General features: G+C 69.8%; 14 protein-coding genes. 5 read left to right on the top strand and 9 right to left on the bottom strand.

The features are described 5' to 3' along the window. Positions 1 to 106: 106 nt before the first annotated feature. The 3 genes from AC0IY0_RS12405 to AC0IY0_RS12395 are packed head-to-tail and all read left to right on the top strand — an operon-like array spanning position 107 to position 3,832. Positions 107 to 1,366 carry an MFS transporter gene (locus AC0IY0_RS12405; RefSeq protein WP_419830676.1) on the top strand — a complete coding sequence of 420 codons (1,260 nt, stop codon included), beginning with the start codon at positions 107 to 109 and terminating at the stop codon, positions 1,364 to 1,366. Further along, on the top strand, positions 1,363 to 2,070 hold the full coding sequence (fhuF, locus tag AC0IY0_RS12400; protein ID WP_471763927.1) for a siderophore-iron reductase FhuF: 708 nt from the start codon (positions 1,363 to 1,365) through the stop codon (positions 2,068 to 2,070). Before AC0IY0_RS12405 ends, fhuF begins: the two co-directional genes overlap by 4 nt. A 10-nt stretch (positions 2,071 to 2,080) precedes the next feature. Then, complete coding sequence (locus AC0IY0_RS12395; RefSeq protein WP_147909815.1) at positions 2,081 to 3,832, top strand: ABC transporter ATP-binding protein; 1,752 nt, start codon at positions 2,081 to 2,083, stop codon at positions 3,830 to 3,832. A 64-nt stretch (positions 3,833 to 3,896) separates the two neighbouring features. Here the strand turns inward: AC0IY0_RS12395 and AC0IY0_RS12390 are convergent, their stop codons facing one another. The 4 genes from AC0IY0_RS12390 to AC0IY0_RS12375 all read right to left on the bottom strand — a co-directional run bounded on the left by AC0IY0_RS12390 (position 3,897) and on the right by AC0IY0_RS12375 (position 6,392). Further along, a complete protein-coding gene (locus AC0IY0_RS12390; protein WP_147909814.1) occupies positions 3,897 to 4,781 on the bottom strand; it encodes an NAD(P)H-hydrate dehydratase in 885 nt (294 codons plus the stop codon). Positions 4,782 to 4,819: 38 nt separating this feature from the next. After that, positions 4,820 to 5,581 carry a histidine phosphatase family protein gene (locus tag AC0IY0_RS12385; protein ID WP_471763926.1) on the bottom strand — a complete coding sequence of 254 codons (762 nt, stop codon included), beginning with the start codon at positions 5,579 to 5,581 and terminating at the stop codon, positions 4,820 to 4,822. An 85-nt stretch (positions 5,582 to 5,666) separates the two neighbouring features. Further along, entirely contained in the window at positions 5,667 to 6,155 is a 489-nt protein-coding gene (locus AC0IY0_RS12380; protein WP_471763924.1) for a CinA family protein, read from the bottom strand. A 15-nt stretch (positions 6,156 to 6,170) separates the two neighbouring features. After that, entirely contained in the window at positions 6,171 to 6,392 is a 222-nt protein-coding gene (locus tag AC0IY0_RS12375) for a hypothetical protein (RefSeq protein ID WP_147909811.1), read from the bottom strand. 145 nt (positions 6,393 to 6,537) lie between these two features. Here AC0IY0_RS12375 and AC0IY0_RS12370 point away from each other — a divergent pair, with 145 nt between their 5' ends. Continuing rightward, positions 6,538 to 6,816 (top strand): hypothetical protein, encoded by a 279-nt coding sequence (locus AC0IY0_RS12370; RefSeq protein WP_147909810.1) that lies wholly within the window; start codon positions 6,538 to 6,540, stop codon positions 6,814 to 6,816. Between the two features lie 111 nt (positions 6,817 to 6,927). After that, positions 6,928 to 7,200, top strand: coding sequence for a hypothetical protein (locus tag AC0IY0_RS12365; RefSeq protein WP_246692687.1), 273 nt, complete (start codon positions 6,928 to 6,930; stop codon positions 7,198 to 7,200). Between the two features lie 348 nt (positions 7,201 to 7,548). Here AC0IY0_RS12365 and AC0IY0_RS12360 read toward each other — a convergent pair whose 3' ends face one another. The 5 genes from AC0IY0_RS12360 to lgt all read right to left on the bottom strand — a co-directional run bounded on the left by AC0IY0_RS12360 (position 7,549) and on the right by lgt (position 12,784). Then, the gene (locus AC0IY0_RS12360; protein WP_419830680.1) at positions 7,549 to 8,322 is read right to left on the bottom strand and encodes a DUF2076 domain-containing protein; all 774 of its coding nucleotides are present in this window, start codon (positions 8,320 to 8,322) and stop codon (positions 7,549 to 7,551) included. Between the two features lie 210 nt (positions 8,323 to 8,532). Continuing rightward, positions 8,533 to 9,372 carry an outer membrane protein gene (locus tag AC0IY0_RS12355; protein WP_147939155.1) on the bottom strand — a complete coding sequence of 280 codons (840 nt, stop codon included), beginning with the start codon at positions 9,370 to 9,372 and terminating at the stop codon, positions 8,533 to 8,535. 291 nt (positions 9,373 to 9,663) lie between these two features. Further along, the gene (gene pgeF / locus AC0IY0_RS12350) at positions 9,664 to 10,434 is read right to left on the bottom strand and encodes a peptidoglycan editing factor PgeF (protein ID WP_471764100.1); all 771 of its coding nucleotides are present in this window, start codon (positions 10,432 to 10,434) and stop codon (positions 9,664 to 9,666) included. Positions 10,435 to 10,811: 377 nt separating this feature from the next. Next, complete coding sequence (locus tag AC0IY0_RS12345) at positions 10,812 to 11,882, bottom strand: class I SAM-dependent methyltransferase (RefSeq protein ID WP_471763922.1); 1,071 nt, start codon at positions 11,880 to 11,882, stop codon at positions 10,812 to 10,814. Continuing rightward, positions 11,879 to 12,784 (bottom strand): prolipoprotein diacylglyceryl transferase, encoded by a 906-nt coding sequence (lgt, locus tag AC0IY0_RS12340; RefSeq protein WP_147908112.1) that lies wholly within the window; start codon positions 12,782 to 12,784, stop codon positions 11,879 to 11,881. The genes AC0IY0_RS12345 and lgt overlap by 4 nt, the downstream gene beginning before the upstream one ends. Positions 12,785 to 12,847: the final 63 nt, after the last annotated feature.

The following is a 12,847-nucleotide window of genomic DNA, read 5'->3' as shown; positions in this document are numbered from 1 at the left end:
AAGAATATTGAATTAGTTTGATTATAAACTGGCGCTGCCGACACGGACCTCGATCGGGGCACGATGAGGCTTGGGGCAAAGATCCCGAGGCCGGACGGCGCATGCGATGCTGCACCCGGTGACCCGGGCAAGCGACGCCGAGGTCGGGGTGCGTCTGGGCGGGTCCCTGGCGGGCGTTCGCCCCCTCGCGCCGTTCTTCTGCCTGTACATGACCTTCGGGGCGACCCTCGGATTCCTCGCCGGCGGAGCGCCGCTGATCCTGCGGGTCCGGGGGCTCGATCTCGCCGAAGTCGGATTGTTGCAGCTCATCAACCTGCCGGTGGGCCTGACCTTTTTGTGGGCCGGTGCCATCGACCGGATCCGCCTGCCGTTCCTCGACCACCGGGTCGGATGGATCGTCGCCGCACAGGGCGTGACGGTCCTGCTGCTGGGCGTCCTGAGCTTCGGCGAGCACTGGCCGGTGTCGGCGCTGCTCCTGCTGGCGATCGCGGCCTGCGCCTGCGTCGCCACCATGGACATCGCCCTGGAGGCCCTGGTCGTCGAAACGATCCCGGCGGAGCGACGGGCGTTCGTCGCCTCGGCCAAGCTCTGCGGGGCGTCCCTCGGCGGCATCCTCGGCGTGGGCGTCCTGGTCGGCTCTTACGATATCCTCGGATGGCGGGTTGCCGTTCTCGCCTGCGCCGCGCTCGACGCCCTCTGTCTCCTGCCGATCCTCGGCTACCCGGAGGCCCGGCTCCGCGGGTCCGGCGGTCTGCCGGAACGGTGGTCGGGGTCGTTCGCCCGCCTGCGCGCCCTCGGCGCGCGGATCCTGGTACTCGGCTCCTACTTCGCCGCCGCCTACCTCCTGTCGGGGCCGAACACGCTGGCGCTGCTCGATCTCGGCGTGCCGCTCGCGCAGGTCGGCTTTCTCACCGGCACGGTGCTGCCGGCGATCAACCTCGTCATGGCGCTTGTCGCGGGCGGCCTCGCCGCACGTTTCGGCACGGCCCGGCTGATCGCCATCGGGGCGGTCGGCGTCCTCGCCTCCGGCGGCGTGATGGCATCCGCCTGTGCCGCCGGCGCAGTGGGTGTTGCGGTCGCGGCGACCATCCTGAACTTCGTCTGCGGTGGGATCCTGGGCGTGCCGGTGTTCAACATGATCTACCGCTGGGCGCAGGGACCGAGGCCGGCCACGGACTATGCGCTGCTGTTCGGCGCGGCATTCTTCGCGGCGATGCCGCTCCGGGTCGCCGCCCCGGCTCTGGCCGAGTGGATCGGGTGGCCCTCCTATTTCGGAGCCGCGCTGCCGATCTACGCCGCCGCGGTGGCGGCGCTGGTGGTGACGGTCGATCGGACCCTGCGGGCCGACGGAGTGGGGGCACGATGATCGCCGAGATCGCCGCATGCGTCCCGGCCTCCCTGCAGGCGTACCGGGGCGGCGTCGCCGTCGGGCCCGGCGGTCCCACGGCGCTTCCCGTCGCCGCGCTGCGCGAGCCGGCCGTGTTCGACGCGACGCTGGCAACCTTCGGAGCCGGATACGGGGCCGCCGACCGGCGCGTCCTGGTCTCGTACTGGAGCCAGTTCTACCTGGCAGCTCTCGCGACACCGGCCCTGACCGCCCTGATCCGCCTCGGGCGCCCGCTGCCGCTGGGCTTCGACACGACACGTCTCGAACTCGACGATGCCGGCCGGCCCGCCCGCCTCCTGGTCCCGGCGGAGACCCCGGATTGCCGGTCGTCGGGTTGCGCGTCCGGCCTGGCTGGTCTTGTCGAGGGGCACCTCAGCCCGTTCGTCGAGATGTGCCACGCCCGCTGCGGCATCGCCCCCCGGGTCCTGTGGGGGAACGCCGCGGTGATCCTCGACTACGTCGCCGGAGAACTCGGCGGCGCAGATGAACTGGCCTGCACGGCCGCCGCGACCGGGCGCGGATGGCGCGGTCCGCTCGCCTGCGGTAGGAACCCCCTCGCGCAGGCCCTGTGCGCGGATGCGTCGGGCTGCCGGCGCCGGCGGGTCTGCTGCCTGCGCCACCGCCTTCCGGGCGTCCCGTCCTGCGGAGCGCTCTGCCCCCTCGAACGCGCCACCGAGCGTTGACCCGTCCGCCATGCTGAAGGCCTTCCTCGCTTATTATAGGCCGCACCGGACGCTGTTCCTGACGGATTTCGGCTGCGCCGTGCTGTCCGGCCTGCTGGAACTCGGCTTTCCGATCGCCGTGAAGGTCTTCGTCGACCGGTTGCTGCCGCAGCAGGATTGGAGCCTGATCGTGCTGGCGGCCTGCGGCCTCGCTCTGGTCTACGTGGCCAATGCCGGCCTGATGGTGGTGGTGACCTACTGGGGCCACGTGCTCGGCATCAACATCGAGACCACGATGCGGGCTCGGGCTTTCGATCACCTGCAGAAGCTCTCCTTCCGGTTCTACGACGGGCAGAAGACGGGTCACCTCGTCGCCCGGGTGACGAAGGATCTGGAAGAGATCGGCGAGGTCGCCCATCACGGGCCCGAGGATCTGTTCATCGCCGTGATGACACTCATCGGGGCCTTCGCCCTCATGGTCTGGGTTCACCCGACCCTGGCGCTGATCACCGGTGCGATCCTGCCGGTCATCGCCTTCGTGAGCCTGCGCTACGGCGGCCGCATGACCCGGAACTGGCAGACGCAATACGGCCGGGTCGGCGCCTTCAATGCGCGCATCGAGGAGAATGTCGGCGGCATGCGGGTCGTGCAGGCGTTCGCCAACGAGCAGCACGAGCGCGCCCTGTTCGCCCGCGACAACGCCCGCTACCGGGACACCAAACTTGAAGCCTACCGGCTCATGGCGGCCAGCCTGTCGATCAACTATCTCGGCCTGCGCCTGGTCCAGATCGCAGTGCTGCTCGGCGGCGCGGCCTTCGTGGTCCGCGGCGACCTGACCGCCGGCGGCTTCGTCGGCTTCCTGCTGCTGGTCGGCGTCTTCTACCGCCCGCTGGAGAAGATCGGCGCGGTGATCGAGACCTATCCGAAGGGGGTGGCCGGCTTTCGCCGCTACCAGGACCTGCTGGCCACCGAACCCGATATCGTCGACCGGCCGGACGCCATCGATGCGGGGACCCTGCGCGGTGACATCCGCTTCGAGGGCGTGAGCTTCGGCTACGACGCGAGCCGCCCGATCTTCGCCGGGCTCGACATGGCCATCGCCGCGGGGGAGACAATCGCCTTCGTCGGCCCGTCGGGCGTCGGCAAGACGACGCTCTGCGCGTTGCTGCCGCGCTTCTACGAGGTCGCGGCGGGGCGGGTGACTTTGGACGGCATCGACGTGCGCGCCCTCACCCTCGCCTCCCTCCGGCGGCAGATCGGCATCGTTCAGCAGGACGTGTTCCTGTTCGCCGGCACGATCCGCGAGAACATCGCCTACGGACGCCTCGACGCCACCGAGGCCGAGATCGACCAGGCGGCCCGCCGCGCCCGGCTCGGCGCGCTGATCGACAGCCTGCCCACCGGGCTGGACACGGTGGTGGGCGAGCGCGGGGTGCGGCTGTCCGGGGGGCAGAAGCAGCGCATCGCCATCGCGCGGGTGTTCCTCAAGAATCCGCCCATCCTGATCCTCGACGAGGCGACCTCGGCCCTCGACACGCAGACCGAGCGCGAGATCCAGCAGGCGCTGGCCGACCTCGCACAGGGACGCACGACCCTGGTCATCGCCCATCGGCTGGCGACGATCCGCGACGCCGACCGCATCGTGGTCCTGGGTGAGGACGGCATCGTCGAGCAGGGGCGGCACGCGGCATTGCTCGATGCCGACGGCGTCTATCGCCGCCTGCACGCGGCACAGTTCGGTTCGCCTCCGGAAGGCGAATTTTCCGCGACTGCGGCGGAGTGAGACTTAGCGTTTAAGCCATCCTCTGCCGTTGCGAACGCTCCGGTCCGGTGCCGTCGGCAAGCCGCTACGTCATGACCTCGGCCAGGATGCAAGGGATCTCCCCCGGGATCTCGCGGGCCATGAACCCGATGCCGCCGTAGCGGCGCGCGAGCCGGCGCCCGGCCTCGCCGTGGGCGTACACACTCCAAAGGGCGGCCGCCTCCGGCTCGGCACCGCGGGCCAGCAGGCCGACGACGAGGCCCGCGAGCGTGTCGCCGGAGCCCGACGTGGCTAACCCGACATGGCCGACTTCGTAGCACCAGGCGCGGCCATCCGGGGCGACCACATGGGTTCGGCCACCCTTCATGACCGTGACCGTGCCAAAGCGCTCGGTCGCGCGTCGGGCCGCTGCCAATGGATCCGCCTCGATCGCCGCACGATCCTCATCGAGGAGTTGCGCCATCTCGCCGGCATGCGGGGTGATGATCGCCGGCTTGGTCAGTCTCCGCGTCAGGTCGGGGACGGCACGCAGCGCGGCAAGGGCGCCGGCATCGAGGACGAGCGCGGCCTCGCCGGCTCCGCGGACCAGAGCCCCGGTGACGCCCTCTGCGTCGGCATCCTCGGACATGCCGGGTCCGACCAAAACCGCATCGACGCGGGCCGCCCGCTTCGCGAGCGCCTCGGCGCAGGAGCGGTCGATGCCACCGTCCTCGGTCTGCTTGAGCCCGACGACCAGCGCCTCCGGCACCGCGATCCCGATTGGGATCGCCAGGTCCTGGCAGACCGCAAGTTGCAGCTTTCCGGCGCCGACCCGGAGTGCCGCATGGGCCGCCAGCAGCACCGCGCCGGGCAGGCCCGTACATCCGGCCACAATGAGGACGCGGCCACGTCCGTCCTTGCTGTCGCCGTCCGGCTCGGGCGGGGCCATGCTGCGGAGGATGTGCTCGGTGACCGGCGTGACGGTGCTCATGGTTTCCCCCGGGCGCTCAGGCTGCCGCCGTGTACGAGCTACGTCGCAGTCGCGTCGGCACCGGGTTCGGAGGTAACGGGAGTGCCTTCCGCCTCAAGGGGTGCGACGAAGTTGTAGCGGATCTGCACAAGCCCGCCGCCGGGTGCCGCGGAGGCCGAGAATGCGTACTCGGTCACGCCGCAATTCGGCACGTCCCCCCGGGCGTCGATCGCCAGGATCTCGGCCTCGGTCATCTCCTCCAACAGGTAGCGCAGACACAGCACAACCACCTGGTGGGCGACCAGGAGGATCCGGCGCCCATCATGGTGCAGGCCGACCGTGTCGAGGGCGCTGCGCAAGCGCAGGATCACGTCGCACCAGCTCTCGCCGCCCGGCGGGCGATGGTAGAACTTGCCGAGATCGCGGCGCAGTTCGGCCTGCTCGGGATGGTGTCTCTCGATCCCGATCCGCGTCAGCCGGTCGAGGATGCCGAACTCTTTCTCGCGCAGCCGCTCGTCCACGAGGAGCCGCGGCGCCGATGCGACGCCGCCCGCCCTGCGGATCCCCTCGGCCGTCTCGACCGCGCGCCGGTACGGCGAGGCGAGGACGAGGTTCGGGCGTTCGTCGTCGGGGAGGCTGGCGAACCAGCGCCCCAGAGCCTCCGCCTGAGAATGGCCGAGCGCACTGAGCGGCACGTCCACGTCGCGCTCCGGAATGTCGATGCGCGCGGCGCCCGCAGCCTGGGCTGCGTCGCGGGCGACGTTCCCGGAGCTTTCGCCATGGCGCACGACCCACAACCGAAGCGGGTATCTCTGAGGCACGTGGATCTCCTGGAACGAGGCCGGTTCGACAAGGCGGAACGTCGGGCCGACAGGCCCGTTCCGGCCCGCCGACGCCCCGCGCCGGTCAGCGCTCCTCCGTGAGAACCCGATCCAGCAGATCGAGGAGGCCGCCAGCGAAGGCCCGCATGTTCGCGACCCGGTCCGCGCCGCCGGTCTCGATCGTGGACACCAGCGTGACCGGTCCGCTGACCGCCAGGCAGGTGTGCCCGGCGGCATCGCCGTAGCGGTTGCCGCTTGGGCCGGCGGCGCCGGTCTCGGCGATACCCCAGGTCGCGCCGTGCCGTTCCCGGACCGTCCGGGCCAGGAGTGCGGCATAGCCTTTGGAGGCCGAGCGCAGGCCGGCCATCGCAGCGGCGTCGATGCCGAGCAGGCGGGCGCGGGCCTCGGCCGTGTAGACGATGGCGCCACCGAGGAAATACGCGCTGGCGCCAGGCACCGACAGGAGCGCGGCCGCGACGAGCCCCCCGGAGGACGACTCGGCGACCGCCAGCGTCTGCTTGCGCGCGATGAGCAGAGCCCCAAGGGTCGAGGCCCTCGGCAACAAATCACGCATGGCCAATTCTCTCGATCACGCGCCGGCTTCAGGCCAGACCGCGATCGTCGCGCCGGCGGATTGCAGAGTGACGCGGTGGGAATGCGCGTCGTCCCGGGTCTTGCACAGGTCGATCGCCGACGCGAACCGGGTCCGCGCGGCGATTTCAGTCTCGACATCCTCGGAGATGACCTCATGGCCATCGCGAGACGTGATCACCCGGAAGGGCGGGTGCTGCTTCAGGTCACTGGCTTCCACGGATGTCGCCTCTCATCGGATCGTGTCGCGGTAAGCGCCCGGCGACCCGGATCGTTGCGCAGGCCCGTGCCGATCCGCCGGATCCGGGCACAGTTCGTTAAGCCTACGGTCGTAGCCAGGAGGCTCCTCAACACGCGTGGGTGATATGCCGAGACTGGGCCATAGGATCATCGACGGGCTGGCCCTCGTCCTGGTCGGCACCGGGCTAGCTGCCATCGTGGCGGGGTATCAGAGCAACTTGCCGGCGCCGCCCTTGCAGGTCGCCGAACTCGCATCGTCCTGGGCCGATCCACTGACGACCGGATCGATCACGCGGGCGACCAAGGCCGACGCTGCCCCGATTCGGCCGGCCCGGAAAAGCGAGGCCCCGGCCCATCCCGCGGTCCCGGGCCCGCGGGTGTGGATCGATCCGCCGAACCGCTGACCACGCCGCTCCTTTGCTCCGCCTCAGGTGAAGTCACATCCCCAGCGAACAGACCGGGTCCGGCCGCGTTGTCTTAGGAGCCCGAAGACGGGCCGAACCGAGGAAACGCACATGCGCATCAAGACTTACGGCTTCGCGGCCGCGCTCGCCGTCGCCCTGACCGGTACCGCCTATGCCCAGCAGCCCGCCGGCGGCGGCAGTGCGACCGGCAACATGAACAATCCCGGTTCGGTCAAGAGCAACAGCCAGAAGATGAACGAGGGCGCACCTGCTGCGACCACCGGCACCACAACGGGCGCGGCGGGTGCGGCGACTGTGCCGGGCACCGGCACCGCGCGGCCGGGCGTCGGAGCTGGCACAGGCACCACGGCTCCGGCCCGATAGCCGCACCGCCGGAACCGAGGCCCCACACCTCGGTTTCCGGCCCATGTCACGCTTCCTGTTCCCGGTCGCCATCGCACTCATTCTCGCCAGCGTCGCCTTCGCCCACTGGGAGAATTCAGGACCGGAACCTGGAGCGACGCCGGCCACGATACAAAGTCCGGCCGCGTCGGATCGGCTCAAGCTCGCGCGCTGACGTCGACACGACTGAACATCGAAGCTTCGGCCAGTGTCGCCTCGTCGACAGTGCGTTCGAGACTGGAGCCGCCTCGCATAGCCGTCCAAGTCGGCAAGAAAAAACCCGGTCGCGCATGGGCGCGACCGGGCATCGTTTCGGTCTGGTTGGATCGATCAGGTCCAGTCGCTGTCGTCGCCACCGCCGAGATCGCCGCCGAAATCACCGGAGGGATCGCTGAAGCTGGCATCCTGGAAGTCGCTGCCGCCACCGCCGCCGCCGTCGAGGGCCGAGCCGAGATCCTGGTTGCCGCCGTCGCCGTAGTAGTTGTTCACGACCGTCTCACCGCCACCGCCAAGGCCCGCTGCCGCGGCGCTGCCGAGGCTCGAATGCCCACCCGCGAAGGCGTTCGACAGCGCGCTGCCGAGCAGCATGCCACCGGCCGCGCCGGCCGCCATCGGGAGCGCGGTAGCCATGAAGCCACCGCCCCGGGCCGGAGCTGCCTGGGGCTGCCCGCCCCACGGACCGCCCTGCTGCTGCGGCGGGTAGCCCGGCTGCTGCGGGTAACCCTGCTGGGGATAGCCCTGCTGGGGATTGCCCTGGGGCGCGCCGCCCCAGGGCTGGCCGCCAGGCCGCTGCTGCTGCCCGTAGCCGGGCTGCGGCTCCTGGCGCTGGCTGCCACCGCCACCGAAGATGCTCGACAGGAAACCGCCACCGCCGGAGGACTGAGCCGGAGCGGCCTGGCTGCGCGCCTGCTCGAGCTGCTGGTTCAGGCTCTTGATCGCCTCTTCCTGCACATAGATCAGCTGAGCCATTGCGTAGGGAGCATAGGGCTGGGTGCGGAGCTTGTCGGCGATGAAGCGCTCGGCCTCCGCGTCGCGGGGCTGGGTCTGGGCCTGCTCCAGACGCTGGAAGATACCGGAGATGACGTCGCGTTCTTCGCTATTCATGGAGTCGTCCTCCTCGAGTCGTACCCGCGGGCTCGAACGCGCCGCACGGCCGCAGAGGACATGGGTGTGCGGTGACGCTTTGTCAGGGGCGGTTGCGAAAACTTCATCTCAGCGCGTGCAGGCCCCTCACGCAAGAAAGCCCGACCTTTCGGCCGGGCTTTCTCACCTGTTCCCAAGAGGCCGGCGCGGGGAGCGCGCCGAACTCAGATCTTAGTACGAGCCGAACTTGTAGTTCAGGCCGGCGCGGACGACGGCGAACTCGTCGTCGCGACGACCGATGGCGCTGTAGGCCACCGGGACGAGGTTGGCGGCGTTGACGACCAGGGCACCCTGGTTGCGGTTGCCGCGATCCAGGTTGACGTACAGGCCTTCGACCTTGAGCGTCACGGCGCTCGAACGGAAGAAGTTCAGGAACGAGTCGGTGGGGAGCGCGTACTCGATGCCGCCGCCGACGGCGTAGCCGGTGCGGAAGCTGTCGTTGCCGGCGTAGCCGCCGAACGAGCGGTCGGCGCTGCCCGAGCCGTAGGCGAAGCCGCCGGTGCCGTACACGAGGGTACGGTCGAAGGCGTAGCCGAGGCGGCCGCGCACGGTGCCGAAATAGTCGAGGCTCGACAGGCCGCGCGGGTCGGTGACGTAGTAGCCCGGGGCGACGGCGCCGCTGATGAAGGCGTTGTTCCGGTTGCGGCCGAAGTCGAGGTACTGGGCGTCGGCCTCGATGCCGACGACCACGCCCGAGCCCGGGGTGAACTGATAGTTGTAGCCGACCTGGGCGCCGCCCGAGAAGCCGTCCTGGCTGCGGTCGCGGAAGGTGGCGGTGGTGCCGACGGCGGCGTAGGGGGCCGGGATGCCGAAGACCGAATTGTTGGAGCGGCTGCTGGCGTCGAACGCGTAGCCGGCATTGATACCGAAGTAGGCGCCGGTCCAGGTGAACACGGGCACCGGGGTGAAGATCGGCGGCGGGGCGGCGCGGCGCGGCAGGTCGGCGGCGAAGGCCGAGCCGGCGAGAGCGACGCCCGCGAGGGCGGTGGTGGCGCGAAGCAGGGATTTCATCTTCTGGTCCTCACGGGTTGCTCCGCTTCGGCCTCTCGGGACCGATACGGAACGCGGATCTGACAATCGTCCAGCGGTTCCAGGGCTGCTTTACGCGGGCGGTATCGCCGACCGCTCATCGCGGCCCCTCTGGCAATCCGCCGTTTTTCCCCGGCACCTCGTGGGTCAAAACGCGCTCGAATGGTCAAGGTTCGCTTATGGCCACGCTTTTTCGCGCGATTTTCGTTTGACAAAGTGTCGCACCCCCCTGGACGCAACGGCCACGCTGGCGTTGGGCGTCGTCCGATACCATCATGGGGTCAGTGCGATAGCGGAGATCAGCCGCCCGTAATCCGCCTCTCCGCGATGCGTGGTCCGGCGATAGCTGTAGAAGCGCTCCGGGTCCGCGTAGGTGCACAGGCCGAGCATCGCGGCCTCGCCGATTTCCGCCTCGCCGAGTCTTGCCAGGATGAAGCCCGGAAGATCGAACTGCGCATGCCCATCGCGATTCGCCGCTCCCAGGAAGCGCTCCTGGCCGGGAGCCTCGGCGCGGAAGCGCGCGATGAAGTCCGGGCCGACTTCATAGGAGGCTTGCCCGATCGTCGGCCCAAGCACCGCTACGATCTGCTGCCGACGCGCACCGAGGGCTTCCATGGCCTGCACCGTCGTGGCGATCACCCCTGTCAACGCACCCTTCCAGCCGGCGTGGGCGGCGCCCACCACCCCGTTCTCGGGATCGGCGAACAGGATCGGGCCGCAATCGGCCGTGGCAATGCCCAGGGCGAGGCCCGGGACCCGCGTCACCATGGCGTCGGCTTTTGGGCGGTCCGCAGCCGGGAACGGGGCCTCCACGGTGACGACCACGGCAGAATGGACCTGGTAGAGGCTCACGAGGCGGTCCGACGCCAGGCCCAACTGGGCACACATCCGGGTCCGGTTCTCGGCCACATGCTCCGGTGCGTCGTGCGAGCCAAGGCCGCCGTTGAGCGACGCGTAGACGCCCCCCGAGACGCCGCCGGCCCGCGTGAAGAAGGCATGGCGCAGACCGGCATGCGACGAAAGTTCCGGCGCCTCGATGGACATGCCTGCGGTCACGGTCGGCTCCCTAGCGGTTGTGCTGCCGCGCTCGATAGCGGAACGGCCGGCCCTTGACGATGTCGTGGAACCGTCAGATTCTTGCTGCATTGCAGCATGAGTCCGGGTTCCGGATTCTTCCGAGAAGGATCGCAATGTCACGACGGACCGAGAACGACTCCCCGATCGAGACCAGGGCGCCCGAGGTTCCGGAACACCGGAGCCCCAGCACCGCCGAGCATCCCGTCGTGCGCGAGCGCGGCGACATCGACCCGTCTGACCTGAACCCGCCGGCACCGCCAACCCCGCGGGCCGCGAGTGGATCCGACGCAGGTTTCGGCTCGTTCGGCTGACCACATCCTCAGCCGCCGTCCGGACGCGAAGCCTCAGGCTTCGGGAAATCCGGGCAGCGGCCCGAGATCCTGGTCGGTTACCGCCAGGACCTTGAACAGGCTGCCCATGCCGGTCAGGCTAGCATCCGTCAGCCGTTCCACGGCCGAATCGATCGTAAGCACTTGATCTGCCGTGGCGCGCGCCTTCAGCCGCTCGGCGCGCTCCAGCAGACCGAGGGCAAGAAGGAATTCCCGCTGCTCAACCGGACCGAGGATCGTTGCCGCCTCGGCACGGGCGGCCCGGGCCAGGGCCGCGAAATCAACGTGATGCGTGAGATCCGCCTCGCCCGGTGCCGCGAGCGGGTCGGCGAAGCGATGCCCCGCCAGAGCCTGGAGAGTATCACCAAAGCCCGGCCGAACATGGCCGTAATCGATCGCCAGCAGCGTGCCGCCAGTCGCACGCAGCCGGCGGGCCAGCGTCCGCATCAGCGCGAGCCCGGCACCGGGGACGCTCAGCAGAGCGCCTTCCGTGCCCGGGGCCTCGATCTCCGCCGTGGGCTCGGGGGCTAGCCCGAAGACGAGCCCGCCTTCCGGCCCAAGGCCGACCTGCCGCTCGTGCCAACCGCTCGGCCGGCGCTCGAACTGGCGGACCGGCAGGCAGTCGAAGAACTCGTTGGCGATGAAAATCGCCGGCCCCTCGGGCAGAGTCTCCAGGCCTGCGTGCCAAGTGGGATCCGTTCCGGCCAGGGCGCGCGCCTGCACGTCCCGCAGGACCGGACTGGTCTCGACCAGGTGAAGCGACACCCGCACGCCCGGGGCCGCCACCCTCAGGGCTCGCAGGGCGTCGGCCATCAGCGTGCCGCGACCGGGGCCGAGTTCCACCAGAATGAGCGGGTCCGGCCGCCCCATTCGCCCGTGAACGTAGGCCACCCAGGCGCCGACCAGCTCGCCGAACATCTGGCTGATCTCGGGCGCCGTGGTGAAGTCACCCTGCACCCCAAGCGGATCGCGGGTGCGGTAATAGCCGTGGACCGGGTGTCCCAGGCACAGGGCCATGTAGCGGTCGACGCCGATCGGGCCGCCGTGCCGGATCAGCGCCGCGATCTCGGCTCCGAGCGGCGTCACGCCTTCGCGGGCGCCTCGCGCGCCGCCTCCCGTGGGTCGGACGCCGCCACCGCGTTGCGCGGACGGGTCCGCCCTGTCGCCGCCAGAACGATGTAGGTGAGGCCGACGATCATCATCGGCACGCAGAGCAGCATGCCCATGGTCACGCCGCCGCCCATCGGCCCGAGATGGTCGCCGAACAGGAAGCCGAGCTGCCGGTCCGGCTCGCGGAAGAACTCGCAGATCGTCCGGGCCAGGGCGTAGCCGAACACGAATATCCCGCCGAGCAGACCGGGCTTGCGGAAGCCGAACCGGCGGACGCTCAACGCCATGACAATGAACAGCAGCAGCCCTTCGGTTGCCGCCTCGTAGAGCTGGCTCGGATGGCGCGGAAGCGGCCCGCCGGTGGGGAACACGATCGCGTAAGCGAAGTCGGGCGCGACGCGGCCCCACAACTCGCCGTTCACGAAGTTCGCGATCCGCCCGAAGAACAGGCCGATCGGCACGACCACGGCGCCGATGTCGAGAAGGGTGTAGCCGTTGAGCTTCTTGGCTCGAGCGAACAGCAGGAAGGCCAGGATCGCGCCCAGGAAGCCACCGTGGAACGACATGCCGCCGTTGCGGATCGCCAGGATCTCCATCGGGTCGGCGAGGTACATCGGCAGATTGTAGAACAGCACGTAGCCGATCCGCCCCCCCAGCACGACGCCGAGCGCGACCCAGACGACCAAGTCGTCGATGTCGACCACCTGCGGGCGCTTGACCACGCCCCACAGGCTGTCGGCCATCACGAGGCGGCGCGCGTAGTACCACCCGCCGATCAGGCCGGCGATGTAGGCAAGCGCGTACCATTTGATCGTGATCGGCCCGATCGCGAGCGCCACCGGATCGATGGCCGGAAAGGGCAGTGCGAGGAACGGCATCGGTCTGACCTCCGGGGCGGCCGGATTGGACGCCGGAGGGGCGACGCGTCAAGTGCGCAACAC

The organism is Methylobacterium sp. AC315 (genome assembly GCF_979253755.1).
This window is presented reverse-complemented; position numbering and strand designations above follow the sequence as displayed.

Coding starts and splice junctions, on each gene's coding strand:
- AC0IY0_RS12395 (WP_147909815.1), top strand. CDS start 2,081: ATGCTGAAGGCCTTCCTCGCTTATTATAGGCCGCACCGGACGCTGTTC.
- AC0IY0_RS12390 (WP_147909814.1), bottom strand. CDS start 4,781: ATGAGCACCGTCACGCCGGTCACCGAGCACATCCTCCGCAGCATGGCC.
- AC0IY0_RS12370 (WP_147909810.1), top strand. CDS start 6,538: ATGCCGAGACTGGGCCATAGGATCATCGACGGGCTGGCCCTCGTCCTG.
- AC0IY0_RS12405 (WP_419830676.1), top strand. CDS start 107: ATGCTGCACCCGGTGACCCGGGCAAGCGACGCCGAGGTCGGGGTGCGT.
- AC0IY0_RS12365 (WP_246692687.1), top strand. CDS start 6,928: ATGCGCATCAAGACTTACGGCTTCGCGGCCGCGCTCGCCGTCGCCCTG.
- lgt (WP_147908112.1), bottom strand. CDS start 12,784: ATGCCGTTCCTCGCACTGCCCTTTCCGGCCATCGATCCGGTGGCGCTC.
- pgeF (WP_471764100.1), bottom strand. CDS start 10,434: ATGTCCATCGAGGCGCCGGAACTTTCGTCGCATGCCGGTCTGCGCCAT.
- fhuF (WP_471763927.1), top strand. CDS start 1,363: ATGATCGCCGAGATCGCCGCATGCGTCCCGGCCTCCCTGCAGGCGTAC.
- AC0IY0_RS12380 (WP_471763924.1), bottom strand. CDS start 6,155: ATGCGTGATTTGTTGCCGAGGGCCTCGACCCTTGGGGCTCTGCTCATC.
- AC0IY0_RS12355 (WP_147939155.1), bottom strand. CDS start 9,372: ATGAAATCCCTGCTTCGCGCCACCACCGCCCTCGCGGGCGTCGCTCTC.
- AC0IY0_RS12360 (WP_419830680.1), bottom strand. CDS start 8,322: ATGAATAGCGAAGAACGCGACGTCATCTCCGGTATCTTCCAGCGTCTG.